At 63.1% G+C, this 18283-nt stretch carries 17 protein-coding genes; 16 read left to right on the forward strand and 1 reads right to left on the reverse strand.

The features are described 5' to 3' along the window. Positions 1–43: 43 nt before the first annotated feature. From cpaB to G7076_RS03630, 14 genes are all read left to right on the forward strand, one after another. A complete protein-coding gene (gene cpaB / locus G7076_RS03565) occupies positions 44–988 on the forward strand; it encodes a Flp pilus assembly protein CpaB (RefSeq protein ID WP_166200476.1) in 945 nt (314 codons plus the stop codon). After that, positions 978–2462 carry a type II and III secretion system protein family protein gene (locus G7076_RS03570; protein ID WP_166200478.1) on the forward strand — a complete coding sequence of 495 codons (1485 nt, stop codon included), beginning with the start codon at positions 978–980 and terminating at the stop codon, positions 2460–2462. The genes cpaB and G7076_RS03570 overlap by 11 nt, the downstream gene beginning before the upstream one ends. Further along, positions 2446–2730 (forward strand): hypothetical protein, encoded by a 285-nt coding sequence (locus tag G7076_RS03575; RefSeq protein ID WP_166200480.1) that lies wholly within the window; start codon positions 2446–2448, stop codon positions 2728–2730. Before G7076_RS03570 ends, G7076_RS03575 begins: the two co-directional genes overlap by 17 nt. Before the next feature lie 9 nt (positions 2731–2739). Beyond that, positions 2740–4305, forward strand: a complete 1566-nt coding sequence (locus G7076_RS03580) for a pilus assembly protein TadG-related protein (protein WP_166200482.1) — start codon at positions 2740–2742, stop codon at positions 4303–4305. Next, the gene (locus G7076_RS03585) at positions 4302–4811 is read left to right on the forward strand and encodes a TadE/TadG family type IV pilus assembly protein (RefSeq protein ID WP_166200484.1); all 510 of its coding nucleotides are present in this window, start codon (positions 4302–4304) and stop codon (positions 4809–4811) included. Before G7076_RS03580 ends, G7076_RS03585 begins: the two co-directional genes overlap by 4 nt. Continuing rightward, complete coding sequence (locus tag G7076_RS03590) at positions 4808–5446, forward strand: TadE/TadG family type IV pilus assembly protein (protein ID WP_240913862.1); 639 nt, start codon at positions 4808–4810, stop codon at positions 5444–5446. The genes G7076_RS03585 and G7076_RS03590 overlap by 4 nt, the downstream gene beginning before the upstream one ends. Positions 5447–5936: 490 nt before the next feature. Then, positions 5937–6653 carry a hypothetical protein gene (locus G7076_RS03595; protein WP_166200486.1) on the forward strand — a complete coding sequence of 239 codons (717 nt, stop codon included), beginning with the start codon at positions 5937–5939 and terminating at the stop codon, positions 6651–6653. Between the two features lies 1 nt (position 6654). Then, positions 6655–8025, forward strand: a complete 1371-nt coding sequence (locus G7076_RS03600; protein WP_166200488.1) for a CpaF family protein — start codon at positions 6655–6657, stop codon at positions 8023–8025. Beyond that, the gene (locus tag G7076_RS03605) at positions 8022–9023 is read left to right on the forward strand and encodes a type II secretion system F family protein (protein ID WP_166200490.1); all 1002 of its coding nucleotides are present in this window, start codon (positions 8022–8024) and stop codon (positions 9021–9023) included. The genes G7076_RS03600 and G7076_RS03605 overlap by 4 nt, the downstream gene beginning before the upstream one ends. Further along, positions 9023–10018, forward strand: coding sequence for a type II secretion system F family protein (locus tag G7076_RS03610; protein ID WP_166200492.1), 996 nt, complete (start codon positions 9023–9025; stop codon positions 10016–10018). The genes G7076_RS03605 and G7076_RS03610 overlap by 1 nt, the downstream gene beginning before the upstream one ends. Next, positions 10015–10632, forward strand: a complete 618-nt coding sequence (locus G7076_RS03615; protein ID WP_166200494.1) for a tetratricopeptide repeat protein — start codon at positions 10015–10017, stop codon at positions 10630–10632. The genes G7076_RS03610 and G7076_RS03615 overlap by 4 nt, the downstream gene beginning before the upstream one ends. Positions 10633–10664: 32 nt before the next feature. Continuing rightward, positions 10665–10913: a LytR C-terminal domain-containing protein gene (locus G7076_RS03620; protein ID WP_206367566.1), complete on the forward strand. Its 249-nt coding sequence runs from the start codon at positions 10665–10667 to the stop codon at positions 10911–10913. Further along, on the forward strand, positions 10910–11683 hold the full coding sequence (locus tag G7076_RS03625; RefSeq protein WP_166200498.1) for a tetratricopeptide repeat protein: 774 nt from the start codon (positions 10910–10912) through the stop codon (positions 11681–11683). The genes G7076_RS03620 and G7076_RS03625 overlap by 4 nt, the downstream gene beginning before the upstream one ends. Further along, a complete protein-coding gene (locus G7076_RS03630) occupies positions 11680–12153 on the forward strand; it encodes a prepilin peptidase (protein WP_166200500.1) in 474 nt (157 codons plus the stop codon). The genes G7076_RS03625 and G7076_RS03630 overlap by 4 nt, the downstream gene beginning before the upstream one ends. An 86-nt stretch (positions 12154–12239) precedes the next feature. Here G7076_RS03630 and G7076_RS03635 read toward each other — a convergent pair whose 3' ends face one another. Beyond that, entirely contained in the window at positions 12240–13271 is a 1032-nt protein-coding gene (locus G7076_RS03635; RefSeq protein WP_166200502.1) for a hypothetical protein, read from the reverse strand. Between the two features lie 425 nt (positions 13272–13696). Here G7076_RS03635 and G7076_RS03640 point away from each other — a divergent pair, with 425 nt between their 5' ends. Further along, the gene (locus G7076_RS03640; RefSeq protein ID WP_240913863.1) at positions 13697–15394 is read left to right on the forward strand and encodes a ShlB/FhaC/HecB family hemolysin secretion/activation protein; all 1698 of its coding nucleotides are present in this window, start codon (positions 13697–13699) and stop codon (positions 15392–15394) included. Positions 15395–15471: 77 nt separating this feature from the next. After that, complete coding sequence (locus G7076_RS12650) at positions 15472–18261, forward strand: CHAT domain-containing protein (protein WP_166200506.1); 2790 nt, start codon at positions 15472–15474, stop codon at positions 18259–18261. The last annotated feature ends 22 nt before the right edge of the window (positions 18262–18283 follow it).

An 18283-nucleotide genomic window follows, 5' to 3' on the forward strand; every position in this document is an offset into this window, starting at 1 on the left:
GGGCCAGCCGCATTTCCCTGAGGCGGGAAGAAGGGGGTGGTGAGTGCGTCGTCAAACGATAATCGCGCTTGCGGTGGCGGTAGTTATTGGCCTCGTCGCCGTTTATCTTGCCAATAGTTATTGGAGCGCCCGCGACGCGCAGGCTGACAGCGCTGCGCAAGGCACGGTGCGCGTGGCGGTTGCTTCGGTTCCGCTCGATTACGGTATGCCGGTAACCGCCGACAAGGTCCGCTTCGCTTCCTATCCCGCGTCCAGCCTTCCGCCCGGCGTCTACCGGACGATGAATGACCTCATTCCTCAGGGCAAGGCGCGCGTCGCATTACGGCCGATCCAGCCCAATCAGCTACTTCTTTCCAGCGATCTCACCGGCGAAGGCGAACATGCCTCGATCGCCGCCCTGCTGCCTGACGGCAAGCGCGCGGCCTCGGTGCGGATCAACGACGTTTCCGGCGTCGCGGGCTTCATCAAGCCGAACGATACGGTCGACGTCCTCATCACCCGTCAGGCGATCGGCGAGAACCGCGACGCGCAGGTCACTGATGTCCTTCTCCAGAACATCCGGGTTATCGCGATGGACCAGCAGTCCGCGAACAAGGATGCCCAGCCGGCAGTGGCGCGGGTGGCAACCCTCGAGGTGGCTCCGCTTGACGCGCAAAAGCTCGCGCTCGGCCAGCAGATCGGAACGCTCAGCCTGGTGCTTCGCAAGCCTGGCGAGGAACAGAATGTCGCCTACGTCGACACCGTCAGCCTCGAAGATCTTCGCTTTGGCGCCTACGGGCCGCCTTCCTCCGCTGCCCGGCCGGCCATGGCAATGGCGGTGGCCGCTCCGGCCGCTCAAGCGATTCGTACAGCCGCACCGGCCCGTCCAAGGCCCGTCCGCCGCGCTGCTTCCGCGTCGTCGCGCCCAAGGTCTCCGGCCTCCGACAGTGTGGTGGTCGTCCGTGGAACCGTGACCCAGAATTACGAGGTGCGTCGTAATGGCCAATAGCTTGCTACTTCGCGGCGCTGCCGCTGCGATGCTCGCCGTCGCTGTGCCTGCCGCGCCAGTGGCCGCCCAGGTCCAGATAGCGTCAGGCGACGACATACGTGCCGGGCAACTCGATGTGCCACTTAACAAGAGCCAGGTGCTGCGGACGGACCGGCCGTTCGCGAAGGCGCTGGTGGGCAATCCGGAAGTTGCGGACGTCGTGCCGCTGACCTCGAGTTCGTTATATGTGCTGGGCAAGAAATACGGCACAACCAGCCTGACGCTCTACGACCGCAACAACATCCTCATCGCTGTCGTCGATGTCGCTGTCGGGCCCGACGTCACTGGCCTCAAGCGCCAGCTGGCCGAGCTTCTTCCGGGCGACAAGGTCGGCGCGCACATGGCAAACGATTCCGTCGTTCTGGACGGCGTTGTCTCTTCTTCGGTTGCCGCTGATCGCGCGATGCAGCTCGCGGAAACCTACGCGCCGGGCAAGGTCGTCAACATGATGGCGTTGGGCAGCGCTCAACAAGTCATGCTGGAAGTGCGCTTTTCGGAAATCCGCCGAGGCGCGCTGAAGGACATCGGCCTAGGCTTCTTCGTCAACAGCGACGATGGCACGTTTAACGGCGTTTCTGGCAATGGTGCTTCGCTCACCCCGGATCCGGACACTGGCGAAGGCGTGCTTCGCCTCGGGTCGATCCTGGACAGCTTCGGGATCCTGACCAAGCGGTTCGGCGCGTTCGGGCTCAACTTCGACGCCGCTCTTAATGCGCTCGAATCCAAGGGCCTGATCACCACCCTTGCAGAGCCAACCCTGGTAGCAATGTCCGGTGAAACCGCCAATTTCCTGGCAGGCGGCGAATTCCCGATCCCAGTCGCCCAGAGCGGCAGTGGCGGCGGCGACAACACGGCCTTCACAGTGGAATTCAAGCCGTTCGGGGTCAGCCTGGCGTTCACGCCGACGGTGCTGGCCGACGGCGTGATCAGCATGATCGTCGCTCCGGAGGTCAGCTCGCTCGACCGCTCGGCCTCGGTGATTATCAACGGCATCTCGGTCCCCGGCTTGCAGGTCCGCAGGGCTAAGACGGTGGTCGAGCTTCGCGACGGCGAGAGCTTCGCGATGGCGGGGCTGCTTCGGCGCGATTTCGCCGACACCGTCCGGCAATTCCCAATCCTGGGCTCGCTGCCGATCATTGGCACCCTGTTCCGCTCGACCAACTTCGAGCGGAACGACTCAGAGCTGGTGATTATCGTCACACCGCGGCTTGTGAAGCCCGTCCGTTCCGGGTCGCTGAAGGTCCCGACCGACCGCGCGACTCCGCCGGCCGAGTCCGACTTGTTCCTGCTCGGGCGCACCGATGGAGCGGTCGATCCGGTGCCACCTGCGAACGAGAAATTCGCCGTGCCGCCGCCAACGACGACCCCGATCCCAGGCGGAATGGCCGCGTTCGATCCTTCAAGGCTGGAGCTGCCCCATGGCCACATTCTTTAAGATCGCGTCCGCGTTTGCGCTACTCGCCGCGACCGGATGCACGTCGGTCGACCAAGGCCTCGGCGAGGCGTTGAAATACGACATGGCGATGCAGACCATCGACCCCGATCCGGTTTACCCGGCGGACGGCGCGCAGCCGGGCGACAATGCCGAGGTCGGAGTTGGCGCCGTGCGGCGATATTTGCAGGGCACAGTCAAAGAGGTCGTGCCGGCAACGACGACGACGTCGACGACTGGCGGGGCGGGCGCTTCGACCGGACCGAAATAGGAATGGCTGGTGAGCGGGATCATCAAGCTGTGGAGGAATGAACGCGGCGCGGTTTCGCCGACTGTTGCCTTGTCGCTCGTCGGTTTGATTGCCAGCGGCGGCCTCGCTTTCGACTATGCTCAGCTGGCAGCGCTCGACACCGAGCTCCAGCAAGCTGCGGACCAGGCCGCGCTCGCCGCTGCAACCCAGCTCGACGGTGCATCTGGGGCGTGCTCTCGGGCTGCCGCGGCAGCCTCCAGCCTGCTCGTCAACCAGACGCGTTTCGCCAACGACGGGTCGAGCGCGACGATCACGGTGGCGTCGGAATCCACGTGCGACGCGAGCGGTGCCGTGCAGTTCTATCAAAGTTACGACGAATCGACTGACGTCCCCGGCTCGGCAGCGACAAGCGACACCAATGCGAAGGTTGTTATCATCCAGGTCGGCGCGAGGCGGGCCCGCTATGCACTGACGCCCATCGTCGGGGTATTCCAGAGTCCGAATATCTCAGCGCAGGCGGTGGCCAGTCTGTCGTCCGCGATCTGCAAGATCCCGCCGCTCATGTTCTGCGCGCCGAACGTCGATTTTCCGCAGGCTTCCGACCTTGGCAAAGGTATCCTGCTTGAGCCTGGCGGCGGAGGCGCGTGGACTCCGGGAAACTACGGCTATCTCGACTTCGGCAACGGCGCGAGCGGGGTGAAGATCAACCTCGGCAAGAACAACGAGGTCGCCGCCTGCAGCGACAACGACGAGGGAACGCCGACCGAGCCTGGCAACCAGGCGTCAGTCACGAAGTTCCTCAATACGCGCTTCGATCTCTATGAGCCGAGCGTTACGGCCTGTAATTCCTCAACCGGCGACTTCTGCCCCGCCGAGGACGTCATGAAAGACATGTCGCGGACCGAGGTCGTCAAGATCGACGCAGGTTCCACTCCACCCCCCAATCCCGGCTGCGGAGCCCCAACGGCGACTGTCTCGGACTTTGCATACGATCCGACAGCAGTGGCCTTCACGCGTGATTCAAACCAGGCCTCCTGCCTTACCAGTGACAACAGTTGTCCGAAGTTTGGGAACAAGGATTGGGACGAGGCCGCCTATGTCGCCGCCAATCATCCCAGCACCACTGCGAGCGCGATCGCAACGGCCATGGGCAAGACGGTGGCAACGCTAATGCGCTACGATGTCTATCAGTGGGAGAAGGCAGACAAGCCGAACCGCCTCCCGCCTAAGCTGCTCAATCCAAGCGATCCGCCGGACGTCAAGCAGAAGGGCAATAGCGGTAACTACACCTACACTTTCACGAATCGCTGTTCCTACCCGCAGCCGAAGAATGGCACGGCGGTTGTGGCCGGGACGAACCAGAAAGACCGGCGCCTCCTGACCGTCGCAGTCGTGGATTGCACCGGCGCCAACGGCAAGTTCAACGCCAAGGTGCTGCGTTTCGCCGACCTGTTCCTGGTCCAGCCGTCGCTTGATCGCGGGTCCTCGACGGGAAAGGACCAGATTTACGCGGAGATTGTGCGGATCGCGGAACGGGCCAATGGCCAAAGCGCCTTCCAATATTATCTCCGCCAGCGCCCAAGGCTGCTCAAATGATGGGCCTGTCGAAAATGCTTCGTGACAGAGGCGGATCGGCGGCAGTCGAGATGGTGATGGTCACACCGCTGCTGCTGACCATCATGTTCGGTGCGACCGAACTCGGCCGCTACTTCTGGAGCGAGCACCAGCTAATTAAGGCCGTTCGCGACGCCTCGATCTGGGCATCGCGCCAGACCATCGACAATTTCAATTGCGCCACTTCGACAGTCAGCACGACTGTCACCAACGCGACCCGAAATCTCGTCAAGACCGGGGTTGCGAGCGGTGGAACGAATCGTCTCCCGAACTGGAGCAACGCCGGCGCGAGCATCACATTGTCGCTCAACTGCGTAACTGCCGCGGGCGGCACGACCTTGGCTGGGATTTACACCGCAAATGCCGGTAAAGTCCCGGTCCTGACGATCACAGCAACGCTGCCCTACAACAGCATCATGCATGGCTTCGGATTGAACCGGACCTTCACCATGCAGGCGAGCCAGCAAACAGCGGTCATGGGCGTATGAGCGGCGAACGCATCTTTCAACGCCTCATGCGCGATGGCCGAGGGGCCGGCGCCGTCGAGTTCGCGCTCGTAATCCCGCTGCTGCTCATCCTGTTGTTCGGGATCATCGATGCGGGTCGCTTCCTCTGGGAGGTCAATCGCGCCGAAAAGGCGACCCAGATGGGTGCTCGCTATGCGATCGTAACCGACGTGATCCCGACGGGAATCGTCAATGCTGACTTCGTCGGCTCGAACAATTGCAGTGACATCAACGGGAACCCAATAACATGTACGCCCGGGGACCATGTCAGCAATCTCGACGCACTCGGCACGTTGACCTGCACGGCTGCGAGTTGCGCTTGCACGGGCTCGTGCCCGACCGCGACCATCCCATCGACCGCGTTCACGAATCTCGTCACCCGGATGCAGCAGATGAAGCCCAACATTTCAGCCGCGAATGTCCGCGTGCTGTTCCGAGGCTCCGGGATCGGCTTCGCCGGTGATCCGAACGGGATGCAGGTCGTTCCGCTGGTGACGGTCGAGCTAACCGGACTGCAGTTCCGGCCGATCCTGCTGTTCAATAGTATCGCAATCAACATGCCGAGTTTCGCAACCACCCTCAGCGCCGAGAGCAGTCTCGGCACTCAGTCCAATTAGGAACGACGATGACGGCGCCTATGACCGACCAGACGCGTAGTAAAAGCTGGAAGCCCGGCGGTGGCGATCCTGTCCTGCTGCTGTTGTCGAGCGAGCAATCACTGGCGGAAGAATGGCGCGACGAGGCCATCGCCGACCCGTCGATCGAACTTGTCGTCGCGCCGCTCGATTCTGAGGGCGATCATTCTGCCTTCCCGCCAAGGACTCTTGCCGCGATCGTCGAGGTTTCGGCCGATTTGAAACAGTCAGTCGAAAAATTCCGCAAGCTCGCCGCAGGCCCTGTTCCGCTCATCGCCGCTGCTTACGACCCGCCGCTGGCCTTCGTCCGCCAGCTCGTGCGCATGGGAGCGCACGATGTCATTCCGCTGCCGATCGACCGATCCGAGTTCGACGCCGCCATTGACCCCATCCGGGTCGCGCGGCGACGCGATGCAAGCGTTGCGAAAGCGGGCGACGGCAAGCTGGTGGCGATCGTGAAATCGGACGGGGGGTGGGCGCCACCGCCATCCTCGGTCAGCTGGCGCAGAAATTCGCATGTGAGGAGGCGCAGCACGGACGTGAATGCTGTCTCATCGACCTCGACCTCCAGTTCGGCGACGCGGCCTTCCAGCTTGGCCTTCAGCCGGCTTTGACGGTCGCCGATCTGATCGCCGGACGCGCGCGGGTTGATGGCGAAATGCTTCGTTCGATCGCAGCCGGCCATTCCAGCGGGCTGCAAGTGATCGCTGCACCGTCGGAAATTCTTCCGCTCGAAGCGCTCGATAGCGATCCGCTGATGCATATCCTCGACGAGGCCAAGTCCGAATTCGGAACCGTGTTCGTCGATCTTCCGAGCAATTGGACGAACTGGTCGCTGTCGTTGCTGGCTTCGGCCGACCTCGTTCTGATGGTCACCCAATTATCGATACCCAGTTTGCATCGCGCGCGCCGGCAGCTCGACCTTGTCATGCAGCATCTCGGCGGCGTCCGCATCCAGCTGGTCGTCAATCGCTTTGAGAAGAAGCTCTTCGGCAAGCTGGGCGCGGACGACGTCGCGCGGGTGCTTGGCCGCGAGGCGGACTACCTGGTGGCAAACGATTACGCAGTGGTCAGCGAAGCGATCGACCGCGGCGTCCCTGTCTCGGAGATTCGCCGAAAGGGCGGCGTGACGCGCGACCTCAATGCCCTGGAAGCGGGCGTCGCAGCGGCGCTTGGGCGGGATCGCTAGAATGTGGCAGATCCGCAAAGCCGATGAGGCCGCTCCGCAGCGGCGCGAAACCGACCGTCGTCTGGAAAGCGGCGATGCGGGTGCACTTGGCGAGGACCACGCCCGGACAGAGCTCAAGGTCGAGCTTCACCAGCGACTCCTCGATGTCATCAACCTCTCCGCGCTCGATTCCATGTCGCGCGAGCAGATCAATGCGGAAGTCGGCGACATCATTGCCGAAGAGCTGAACAATCAGCGACACGCGCTGAACCAGGCCGAACGGCGCCAGCTTACGAACGACGTCCTCGACGAGCTTCTCGGCCTCGGCCCGCTCGAGCCACTGCTGAAAGATTCGACGATCACCGACATCCTCGTCAACGGGCACAATAGCGTGTTCGTCGAACGCTATGGCGTGCTCGAGAAGTCGGCGGTGCGGTTCAAGGATGACCGCCATCTCATCCGCATTATCCAGAAGATCGTTTCAGCAGTCGGCCGCAGGATCGACGAAAGCTCGCCGTTGGTTGACGCGCGTCTTGCGGACGGTAGCCGGGTCAATGCGGTCGTTCCCCCGTTGGCCATCGATGGGCCGCTGCTCTCGATCCGCAAGTTTGCGAAGATTCCGATCGACATGGCCCGGCTGGTCCAGATCGGTTCGATTCCGGAAGGGGTGACCCAGGTCCTTCACGCGATCGTGAAGGGCCGTCTCAACGTCCTAATCTCCGGCGGCACGGGTTCGGGCAAGACGACCTTGCTCAACGCCATGTCGGCGTCGATCGACAATCACGAGCGGATCGTGACCATCGAGGATTCCGCCGAGCTTCAACTGCAGCAAGTGCATGTCGCCAGGCTCGAGACCCGGCCCGCTAACATCGAGGGGCGAGGCGAAGTCACCCAGCGCGACCTCGTCAAGAACGCGCTCCGAATGCGTCCCGACCGGATCATCGTCGGCGAGGTTCGCGCCGGTGAAGCCTTTGACATGCTCCAGGCGATGAATACGGGTCACGACGGTTCGATGACCACGGTTCACGCCAACAGTCCGCGTGACGCCTTGTCGCGCGTAGAGCAGATGATTGGAATGAGCGGGATCGACATTCCGCTTCGCTCGATCCGCTCGCAAATCGCTTCGGCGATCGACGTCGTTGTCCAGGTTCAGCGCCTGAGCGACGGTCGCCGCAAACTGATCTCCCTGTCCGAGCTTAGCGGCATGGAAGGCGACGTCATCACCATGCAGGAGATCTTCCGCTTCCGTCAGACCGGGATCGATCCTGACGGACAAGTGCTTGGAAGATTCGAGGCTGTCGGAATCCGTCCCCGCTTCGCCGAGCATCTCGCCGCGCGCGGTTCGCCGATCCCAGCCGAATTGTTCCGTCCTGAAACGAGGTTCGACCAGTGAACGACATCTGGATCCGCGCCCTCGTCCTCATCCTGCTATTCGCGATGATCGTGCTCGTGGCAGAGCGCATCATCGGCTCAATCCTGAGCGAACGGGCTGCAACCCGCGAACGCAACGCGCGCCTTCAGGCCATTGCCGGCGGGTCGACCCGGGCTGAAGCGATGTCGGCGCTTCGCCGCGACGGGCAGCCGCTCGTCGACCGTGCCCCGGAACGGCTGAAGCCGCTCGCCGCCAGGGCGGAGCGGCTGTTGACGATGGCGGGAACGGCGATTCCGCTTACACGCCTTGCGTTGATCCTGGCGATTGCGCCCTTGGCTGTGTTCCTGCTGCTTTCATTGGGCGTTTCTGCGGCCGGTCTATCTCTCTCCGTTGGCCGGCTGTTTCTGCTTCTCATTGTTGCGCTCGCAGCCGCCACCGGCCTCCCTCTGTTTTGGCTGCAAATCAGGGCGCAGCGCCGCCGGCGCAAGTTCCAGGAGCAGTTTCCGATCGCGCTCGATATCTTCATTCGCGGGCTCCGCGCCGGCCATCCCATTTCGGCTGCGCTGGACCTGCTTACGACCGAGCTCGAGGATCCGCTGGGAAGTGAATTCGGGCTGGTCGTCGACGAGGTAACCTACGGTGCGGAACTGACCGACGCGCTTTATGCCATGGCCGAGCGCTGGGACATCGAGGACGTGCGAATGTTCGTCGTCAGCCTTTCAATCCAGAACGAAACGGGCGGCAACCTTGCCGAAATCCTGGAGAACCTTAACCGCGTGATCCGCGAACGCGCGCAATTGCTGCTGAAGGTTCGCGCATTGTCTTCCGAAGGACGTGTCAGCGCTCTGATGCTGACCTTGCTTCCAGTCGCGACCGTTGTGATCCTCTTCCTGATCAATCCGCCGTTTTATCTGCAGGTTGCCGAGGATCCGATCTTCGTTCCGGGGATGGCCTCACTCGTCGTGATGTATCTCATCGGCTTGTGGATGATCCGCAAGATGGTCGACCTGAAAGTGTAATGATGAACGCATCGACACTCGACATGATCCAGCGCGGCGGCTTCCTGTTGCTGCTCTTCGTCGTGGTTGCGACGGTCGTCTTTCTCGCCTTTGGCTGGATTGAGCAGCGCCGGGTCACTCGTGAGCGTCTCGGCACCGGGGCCACCCCGAGGGCCGGCACCGGGGCTGGCGACGAGGCGGCTGTCGCGACGCTGAAGACCGTGGACAAGCAGAGCGTTTGGATCGGCCTCATCCAGGCCGTCGAGCGGCGCGGAATTCCGCTTATCGATCCAAAGGACAAGTCGCTTCGGGCAAGGCTAGTGTCCGCCGGCTTCGAATCGCCCGCCGCACCGTCGATCTACAGCTTTTCCCGGCTCGCGCTGGTCATCCTGCTGCCGGTGCTTGCGCTGGTGCTGATGTGGCTGAGCGGGCAGGCGCCGTCCGTCTTCAAAATCTACATGATTGGGGCGGGTGCGGCGCTGCTGGGGCTTTACGTCCCAAGCATCTACATCGGTTTGCGGGCGCGGCGATACCAGCAAGAGATCGTCAACGGTTTCCCCGATGCCCTCGATCTCATGTTGGTTTGTGTTGAGGCGGGTCTGGGGCTGGAGGCAGCCTTCAACCGGGTGGGCATGGAGATGACCCGCTCGCATCCCCTGCTTGCACGGCAATTCGGAACGGTGGTTTACGAGCTTCGCGCCGGCAGGAGCCACGAGAACGCGTTGCGACGGATGGCCGACAGGGCTGGCTCGGAAGATATTCGCGGCTTCGCAACTCTGTTGGTCCAGTCCGCGCGCCTGGGATCTTCCATAGCTCAAACCCTTCGCACCTATTCGGCGGAAATGCGCGAACGCCGGCGCATGCGGGCGGAGGAAAAGGCGCACAGGCTGCCGGTCCTTCTCTCCATCCCGCTGGTGGGTTTCATGCTACCTACCATGATCGGCGTGCTGATGCTCCCAGCTTTTATTCGCGTCGTTCGCACTTTGCTTCCGGCGCTCGCGGGAGACGCACCATGAGGTGGACTCTGACGATCTCCTCCGCCGCCGCCCTGGCACTATGCGCCTGCGCATCGCCAAAGCTGGAAATTCGCGAGATAGGACAAACGCACCGGGACCTTAGCGACGGAACAAGTGACGGGCGTGTCGCGCTCGGCCTGACCCAGCTCGCAATGGGTAATGTCGGTCTCGCACTGGAAACCTTTCGCCGGGCGGCTCGGGAAGATCCGCAAAGTTATCGGGCGCTCCAGGGTCTCGCGGAGTGCTACTTGCAACTCGGCAAGCCCGCGCTCGCGCGCCGCTCGCTGGAGCAGGCCTTGGCGCTTCGGCCGGACGTTCCGGAACTCTATCGCGCGCTCGCCGCCGCAGCCCAGAGCGAGGGCAAGCCGGAGGAAGCTGCGGCCCTCCGCCGCGAAGCTCTTACCCGGACCAATCCAACAGTGCCGCTCGCCCCTCCGCCGGTACCGCCGGTCCGTTCGACCGAGGCCGCAGTCATCGCAGTCCAGGACGATACCCGGTCCGCCACCGTCGATCCCGCGCCGGGATCGCTGCCCGACAAGGGACCGCGGCTGGTGCGTCTCTCGCTTGGCGAGGTTGCATTGATGACAAAGCCGGGATCACCTTTCGGGGGGTGACGCGAGAGGCCGACAGCACGATTCACGCGCCGTTGCGAATACTCAACGCCGCCCGGGTCCAGGGAATCGCTGCCCGCACCCGAAACCTGCTTGCAGCTAAAGGAATTGGCCAGGCGGACATCGGCAATGCTCCGGCCCGTAGAGAGAAGAGCGAACTCCATTATTCGAAGCTCGATGCGGAACGCGCGCGCGCGTTGGCCCGCAAGCTTCCCTTCAAGGTGATGCTTGTCGAGCGTAGCGGACCACTGACCCTTCTCGTCGGACGAAACGCCGCGCCATGATCCTGCTCGCCGCGTTGCTCCTTGCTGGATCGACCATCGACGAAGCGGAACACGCACTCGCAGCCGGCAGGACCGAGCAGGCGAGCCAGATGGTCCGGCAAATGATCGAAAGCGGCCTGGTCTCAGACCGGATCGACCGGCTTCGGGCCTCAATCGCCGCTGCGAACGGCCAGGACCAGCAAGCCCTGTCCCTGTTTTCAGGGTTGGCGCGCAAGTATGCGAACGATGCGGCTCTCGCGGAGGGTGCGGCCCGCGCGGCCTTTCGTCTTGGAAGACTTGAAGATGCCAGCCAGTGGGCTGCGCTCGCGACCGCACGGCCCAATGCCGGGTGGCGCGCGTGGAACCTGTGCGGTGTCATCGCCGACCAGCGCCAGGACTTTTCGCGGGCAGACGAATGTTATTCGCGCGCGCTTTCGCTCGGTCCGAATCGACCAGAAATCTTCAACAACCAGGGCTGGTCGCTCCTCCTCCGGGGCCAGTGGACGGATGCGGCCAAGCAGCTTCAGATGGCTCTCGCGGCTGATCCAGCAAACCGGATCGCGCGCGCTAACCTCGAACTTGCCGAAGCCGCGTTGACACAGGACTTGCCTGCGAAGCGCGAGAACGAGACGCTCGACGCTTATGCTGCGCGCCTCAATGATATCGGCGTGATCGCTGAGGCCGCGGGCGACCGAAAACGGGCAGTTGCCGCTTTCTCGCAGTCCGTGTCGATTCACCCGCGGTGGTCAGAAAAGGCGGCCAGCAACCTCGCCCGAGCGGAACAACGATGATCGTCGTCGCCGAAAGCCCGGCGTATCTCCTAATTGTCTTCCTGCTTTCGCTGATCGGTGCCGCGGCAGTCGATGTCTGGAAGCGGCAGGTGCCCAACATCGCGGTCATTATCGTGGCTGTGACGGGTCTCCTGGCCTTTTTTCTAACCGGCAATTTCGACAAGATCTGGCAGCCACTTGCGGTCGCTACCGTGACCATCATCGTCGGTGTGCCTCTGTTTGCTCGTCAATGGGTCGGCGGCGGCGATATCAAGCTGCTCGCCGCGACGGCGTGCTGGTTCACAGCCAAGGGCGCTTTGCAGCTTCTCACCGCGGTCCTGCTGGCAGGCGGCGTACTGGCCCTGACATTTCTCGCCTTGAGATTGGCAAGACGGAGCAAGGTCTCAGCAGGCTCGCAGGGCGGCATCCCGTACGCCGTCGCAATCGCGATCGGCGCCTCAGTTCAGGTATGGGAATACCGCTATTGGTAGCGCGGCGTTATGGCCGCGGAGGTTCACCAGGCGGCGTGTAGGTCCAAGCGCTCGAATCGGCGCCGCTGGCAACGCCATCGTCCTCGCTAGAACTGTCCTTGAGACCCGAGGCGTCGACCACGCCCTCTTCTTCCTCTTCGTCCTCGGTGTCGGGGCGAATAGGGCGAGCACGTAAGTCGGCTTGGCAGGCGGTCCCGGAGGCTGGCCGGGCGGTGACGGCGGCGGCCCCGGGGCTGTCCGGGTGGTGACGGCGGTGGCCCCGGCGGTGGCGGCGGAGGCGGCGGCGGCGGCGGAGGCGGAGGCGGCGGAGGTGGCGGCGGCGGCGGAGGCGGAGGCGGAGGCGGAGGTGGCGGCGGGCTCTGTCCTACATTGCCCTGCGAACCGGCGTTACCGTTGTTGCCGTTGCACGGGTTGCCGTTGCCCTTGCTGCACGGGTCGCCCGGCGGAATCTTGTCATCAGCGCCGCCGCCATTCGCGTTGGCGTTATTCTCGGCGAGCGCGACGCGGTCGGCCTTTTCCGCTTTCCGCTCAGCGACGAGGGTCAACTTGCCGTCCTTGACCATCACGCCGTTTACGGCGTCGGTCGCGGTGAGGTTGAGGAGCAGCGCTGTGGTGTCGACGTTATGCGCGAGCGCATTCATCGGTCCGGAAGCAGCGCCAGCTACGGCTGCGACCGCCACGGGAGATGCCTGAGCCGGCAAAACGGCCGGCGTGACGATGATATCAAACGTGCCGTTGTTGACGACGGACGGCTGATTGCCAGCGGCGATTGCGGGACCCGACGCGGTCGAAGCTGGGACTGGTCCGGCGGCTCCGTTTCCGGCCGAGGAAGCAGAACTGTTGCCGTTGCCCGGACCGTTATTGCTGTGTCCGAGTGCGAGCCCATTGCCGTTACTTGCCGGCGCCGGAGCCTGCGTCGCGGCCGGAGTGGGGGTGATAACCGGCGCAATTATCGGGCTGACATGGGGGTTTGTTACCGAAGCGGCCCACGGAGGCGGCCCGCCGCCCGGAGCACCGCCACGGCCATTGCCGACCCCATTGCCGCCGGGTGCAGCCATGGCTGGAGAGGCCAGCAGCAAGGCGACGAGGGTGATCCCCGGCAGTCGCGACTGGCTCAAAGAATAACGTCTGGACCGCATGAGCCCAATGTTCGTCGACACACGCTTCACGTGCACCCCCGCATGAGTTTCGACGCTTTACAGAACGGCATCGCTATAATCAAAAATTAACCAAGCGGCAATCGGCCCTTTAAGTCACTGTATTTACGTACCAAAACCAGACCCGCGGGTGCAACCTGGGAGCTTCAAGCCCGCGAATCGGCCAGAAAAAGCAACACAGATTTATTTCACCCGATAACTTTCGGAAGCGAGACGATTGCGCCGAGGCGTAGGACGTGATTTAAATTTCGTTATCGCGTGCCGAATCGGCGTACGCGGCGGGAAGGGGGCTGCTCGTGCGTTCACGGCAAGTAATCCCTGTTGCGTCCGGATTTGTTCGTAGGTTGTGTTCATCGACGATGTTGCTGGCGCTTGGTGCCGGCGCAATGACCTCTTCAGCGGCCTCGGCGCAGCTCGCGCCGACCCGTGAGGAAATCGAACGCCGTCAGCCAAGGACTCCGGCACCGCCTACCCAACTCCAGGTTGAAGGCGACATCGAGCGCACGCCTTGCGCGCTCGACGAGCCGCAGTTCGCGGACGTCAAGTTCACGCTTCGGACGGTCGAGTTCGGCGGCCTTCGCGGGGTGGATCCGTCGATCCTGCAATCCGCTTATGCCGAGGAAGTCGGGCGGGAAAATCCCGTGTCCGCCGTTTGCCGCATCCGCGACAAGGCTGCCGCTCTGCTTCGCCAGGCCGGCTATATCGCGGCCGTCCAAGTGCCCGAGCAGAGTATCAGCGAAGGCAACCTTCGCTACGATGTTGTTTTGGCGAAGCTGGTCGACATCCGCGTGCTTGGCGATGCCGGGCGCTCCGAGCGGCTCATCGCCAAATATCTCAACCGGCTTCGGGAGCACGAGGTTTTCAATCGCTTCGAGGCCGAACGCTATTTGCTGCTTGCAAGCGAACTGCCGGGCTACAACGTCCGCCTGGCCCTACGGCCGGCCGGGACGGTGCCGGGCGAGGTTGTTGGCGAAGTCACGGTTCTGCGTACAGCCTTCGCCATCGATGCCAGCATCGAAAATCTTGGATCCAAGGACCTTGGCCGCGGCGGCGCGCAGGTTAGAGCGCAGCTATACGGCCTTACCGGGCTTGGCGATGTAACCACAGCCGGTCTCTTCATTACGCAGGATTTCACAGAGCAGAAGGACCTCCAGCTAAGCCATGAATTCCGTGTCGGCACGCAGGGCCTGAATTTCGGCGCTTCGATGAATTACAGCTGGGCACGCCCTGATTTCGACGGACCGCTGGAAATCAAGGCGGAAACGCTCTTCGCGTCCTTCTGGGCCGGTTATCCCTTCCTTCGGCGGCAGGCGACGCGCCTTAACGGCATGGTCGGTCTCGACATCGTCAATCAGGACGTCGACCAGAACGGCGAAGACTTCACTCGCGATCGGCTTCGGGTAGCCTTTGCGCGGCTCCTGTTCGACTCCTATAGTATGGACTTCCGCCGCCCGGGATACTCACAGATCGAGCCAGTCTGGCGGATTGGGGGCAATGCCGAGATTCGTCAGGGTCTCGATATCTTCGGGGCGACCGAAAGTTGCGATCGCGCTTGCCGGATTGACCCCGGCGTCACGCCGAGCCGGCCCGACGCCGATCCAACCGCGACTGTCGTTCGCGCCTTGCTCTATGGCGAATACCGGCCGGTTCCCAAGCTCACTTTTGCGCTCGGACTGCGCGGCCAATATGCCTCGGAATCGATCCTGAGCTTCGAAGAGTTCGCTGGCGGTAACTATACGGCCGGACGTGGCTATGACCCGGGCGCGATCCTTGGCGATTCCGGCTATGGCATTCAGGCTGAAATGCGGCTGGGAAGCGTTATTCCCAAGTCGGCACGATCGCTTGCTGCACAGCCCTATCTCTTCCTCGACTATGCACGGGTCTGGAACGAAACGGATTTCTTCCTGCCGCCAGGTCAGCGTGACCTGTTTTCGACCGGCGGCGGCATCCGCGCCTCTTTCCGCGGCTTCAGCTTGGACACGGTCGTCGCCTTTCCACTCGAGAGAAGCGGCTTTGCCAACGACAAGCCGTCGCCGCGCCTGTTGTTTTCGCTGACACGACGTCTTTGGCCCTGGGGGCCATGAGCCCGGGCGAACCGGGCGTTTGAACGCGCCCGCATTGCCGGAAATGTGGTAATGCGGGTTGCGCAGAGGAGAAGGTGATGAACCGGCTCGCGCTGGCCTTGGGCGTGGCGACTGCCGCCTTGGTGATCAGCGACGCGGCACTTGCCGCGCCGCAGCCGATTAGTACGCGGCAAAGCTTCCGTATTGGCGGCGGGGGTAGTGTTCTTTGCCTCGCGCAAGGCATGGCAACCCATGCCTCGCTCAAGAACATGTTCGACCGGGGGTGGGAAATTCTCTGCCGCGATGCGGCAGTCCCGATCGGCATTGTGCACGCCTTGCGGGTGGGCGAAGACGATCCCGCCGCCCGGCTCCAGCAAATTCGCTCAGACAAGGTGACTTGCAAGGATTTCGTTTCGGAAGAACTGGAAGACCTTGGCCAGGTCTCTTCCGGCCAATGCACGCTCAATGAGAACCCGGCCGTCGGCTACCGGGTCTACCAGCTTCGCCGGGGCAAGCTTTTCTACTCGGCCGAGGGCCTGTCGGGATATGATAGCGCGCTGCGGCTGGCCCTTCGCAACGTCATCGCCGACCGACCGGTCGAAGGCGAGGTGGAGGTCGCGCTGACTGGGGCAAGCGATCCCGCCGCCTTCGCGAGGGTGCAGGCCGGAACGCTCGATCGTTCGCGGGCGCTCGCTGAGGCCTATCGTCGCAACAATGCCGGCAACTATGCCGAGTCGGCAGAATTTTTCGCTTCCGTGACTCGAGGAGAGCTCGGCCGTTCGGCTCAAACCGAAGCTCTGGTGAACGAAGCGCTCCAGAAATCTAACCTCGGAAGCTATGCCGAAGCTGACGAACTTCTCGAGCGTGCGCGCAGCCTGCTTGGCAATGACGTGCTGGTCGCACGTCAATTGCGCAATTACCGGGCGATGCACCTGCTCAACCAAGGCCTTGCGGATGACGCGCTTGTCGAGCTCGACAAGCCGCTGCCCGAGGCCGCGCAGCTTCCCGATCCGGCAATCCGCCGGCTCGAGATCGATCGGGCGACTGCTGCCCGCCTCAATGCGGACGCTTCTGCCAACGCCCAGATCAGCACCGGCGGCGGATCGCTCGAGATCGAGGAGAAGGCTCAGATCCTGGATGCGCAGGTCGAACTTCTGCGTGGCTCGGCATTGCGGCTGACCGGCAAGCTTGACGAAGCGGCCGCCGCCCTCACCAAGGCGGACGCGCAGTTGGCAAAGGTTCGCGGCGGCCGGCTGACGTCGATCGTCTGGATGAGGGCGCAAGTGCTGAGTGATTTCGGGGCGATTGCGGAGGCCCGCGGCGACCGTGCCGAGGCGGAGCGCTACTACCGGGCGAGCGTAGCCTTGCTGGAAATCGACTATCCCGGCACGGCCGTGCTTCAAAGCGCGCGCGGGCGCCTCGCCACCTATCTCGCCACGATCGGGAATCGAGAAGCGGCGATCGTCCTTTTCCGAGAGATCGTCGCCGCGCATGTGGGCAGCGCCAACAGTCCGCCTTCGCTCGCGAGAATCCTCGCGCCTTACGCTGGGCTTCTTCTCGAAAAGTCCAGTGATCCCGCCAGCGTCGCCGAACTGTTTTCGGCTAGCCAGATTATGCTTCGGCCAGGAGTCGCACAGACGCAGGCAGTCCTGGCCCGTGAGCTTAGCGGGGGCAGCGACGAAGCCGCACGCCTTTTCCGTCAGGCGGTCACCCTTACCCGCCAGATCGAGCGCTCCCGAAGCGAGCTAGCCAGGCTCGAGCTCGCTGCCCAGCCGACCCCGGGCCAGGCGATGCGAATGCAAACCCTCGCGACGAGCATCGCCGAATATCAGAAGGACCAGGTCGCTACCCAGGCGAGCCTTGTCGCCTATCCTCGCTTCCGGGCGGTCATTGGCGATACGCTCCCGATCACCGAGCTTCAGAAGTTGCTGAAGCCTGGCGAGGCCTATTACAAGCTCACGGTTGTCGACAATCTGGTCTTCGGAATTCTGATCACGCCTACCTCGGCGAAGGCCGTGAAGCTTGAATCATCCGCCAACGAGCTTGACGACATCGTCAACCGGCTTCGCCGCACCATCTCGACAATGACCGAGGGTGAGCTCGTAACTTACCCGTTCGATGTCGTGCTCGCGAACAAGCTCTACAACCAGCTGTTCGCTCCGGTGTCGGCGGAAATAGCTGGCATCGATCACCTCGTTTTCGAGCCGGATGGCGCGATGCTCCGGATCAGTCCCAACCTGCTTGTGCGGGACATGGCCAGCATCGAAGCCTATGCCGCGCGAGTGGCCGCCGGGGGCGACCCCTTCGATCTTCGCGGGATCCGCTGGCTGGGCCGCGATCTGGATATCAGCACTTCCGTTTCGGCGCCTTCATTCCGCGATGTCCGCCTCGCGCCGCGCTCGACCGCGACCAAGCTGTATCTGGGACTTGGTGACAATGCCCGTCCAACCGAAGCTGACCGTGCCGTCGATTCCAGCCGGGACGAAGAATGCGCGCTGCCAATCACGGCCTGGAGCAAGCCGATTTCGGCGCTGGAGCTCAATCTTGCGAGCAAAATGCTGGCTGGAGGGAAGCCGTCACTCGCCGAAGTCGTGACCGGTGCCGCCTTTTCTGACACCAGCTTGCTTTCCCGCAAGGATCTCCAGGACTATCGGATCATCCACTTCGCCACCCATGGTATTTTGAGCTCGCCCAAGCCGCGCTGCGCGGCGCAACCGGCGTTGATGACGAGCTTCGGTGGTGAAGGTTCGGACGGCCTTTTGACGTTCCGCGAGATCTTCGACCTTCGCCTGAACGCCGATGTGATCATCCTTTCTGCCTGCGACACGGCAGGAGCGGCCGGTTCCTCGGCGACCGAAGAAGCCGGCTTGGGCAAGGGGGCGAAGTAGCCCTCGACGGCCTCGTTCGCGC

The organism is Sphingomonas sp. HDW15A (genome assembly GCF_011301715.1).
Lineage (GTDB): Bacteria > Pseudomonadota > Alphaproteobacteria > Sphingomonadales > Sphingomonadaceae > Sphingomicrobium.

Coding starts and splice junctions, on each gene's coding strand:
- G7076_RS03570 (WP_166200478.1), top strand. CDS start 978: ATGGCCAATAGCTTGCTACTTCGCGGCGCTGCCGCTGCGATGCTCGCC.
- G7076_RS03575 (WP_166200480.1), top strand. CDS start 2,446: ATGGCCACATTCTTTAAGATCGCGTCCGCGTTTGCGCTACTCGCCGCG.
- G7076_RS03585 (WP_166200484.1), top strand. CDS start 4,302: ATGATGGGCCTGTCGAAAATGCTTCGTGACAGAGGCGGATCGGCGGCA.
- G7076_RS03590 (WP_240913862.1), top strand. CDS start 4,808: ATGAGCGGCGAACGCATCTTTCAACGCCTCATGCGCGATGGCCGAGGG.
- G7076_RS03600 (WP_166200488.1), top strand. CDS start 6,655: ATGTGGCAGATCCGCAAAGCCGATGAGGCCGCTCCGCAGCGGCGCGAA.
- G7076_RS03610 (WP_166200492.1), top strand. CDS start 9,023: ATGATGAACGCATCGACACTCGACATGATCCAGCGCGGCGGCTTCCTG.
- G7076_RS03615 (WP_166200494.1), top strand. CDS start 10,015: ATGAGGTGGACTCTGACGATCTCCTCCGCCGCCGCCCTGGCACTATGC.
- G7076_RS03625 (WP_166200498.1), top strand. CDS start 10,910: ATGATCCTGCTCGCCGCGTTGCTCCTTGCTGGATCGACCATCGACGAA.
- G7076_RS03630 (WP_166200500.1), top strand. CDS start 11,680: ATGATCGTCGTCGCCGAAAGCCCGGCGTATCTCCTAATTGTCTTCCTG.
- G7076_RS03640 (WP_240913863.1), top strand. CDS start 13,697: ATGACCTCTTCAGCGGCCTCGGCGCAGCTCGCGCCGACCCGTGAGGAA.
- G7076_RS12650 (WP_166200506.1), top strand. CDS start 15,472: ATGAACCGGCTCGCGCTGGCCTTGGGCGTGGCGACTGCCGCCTTGGTG.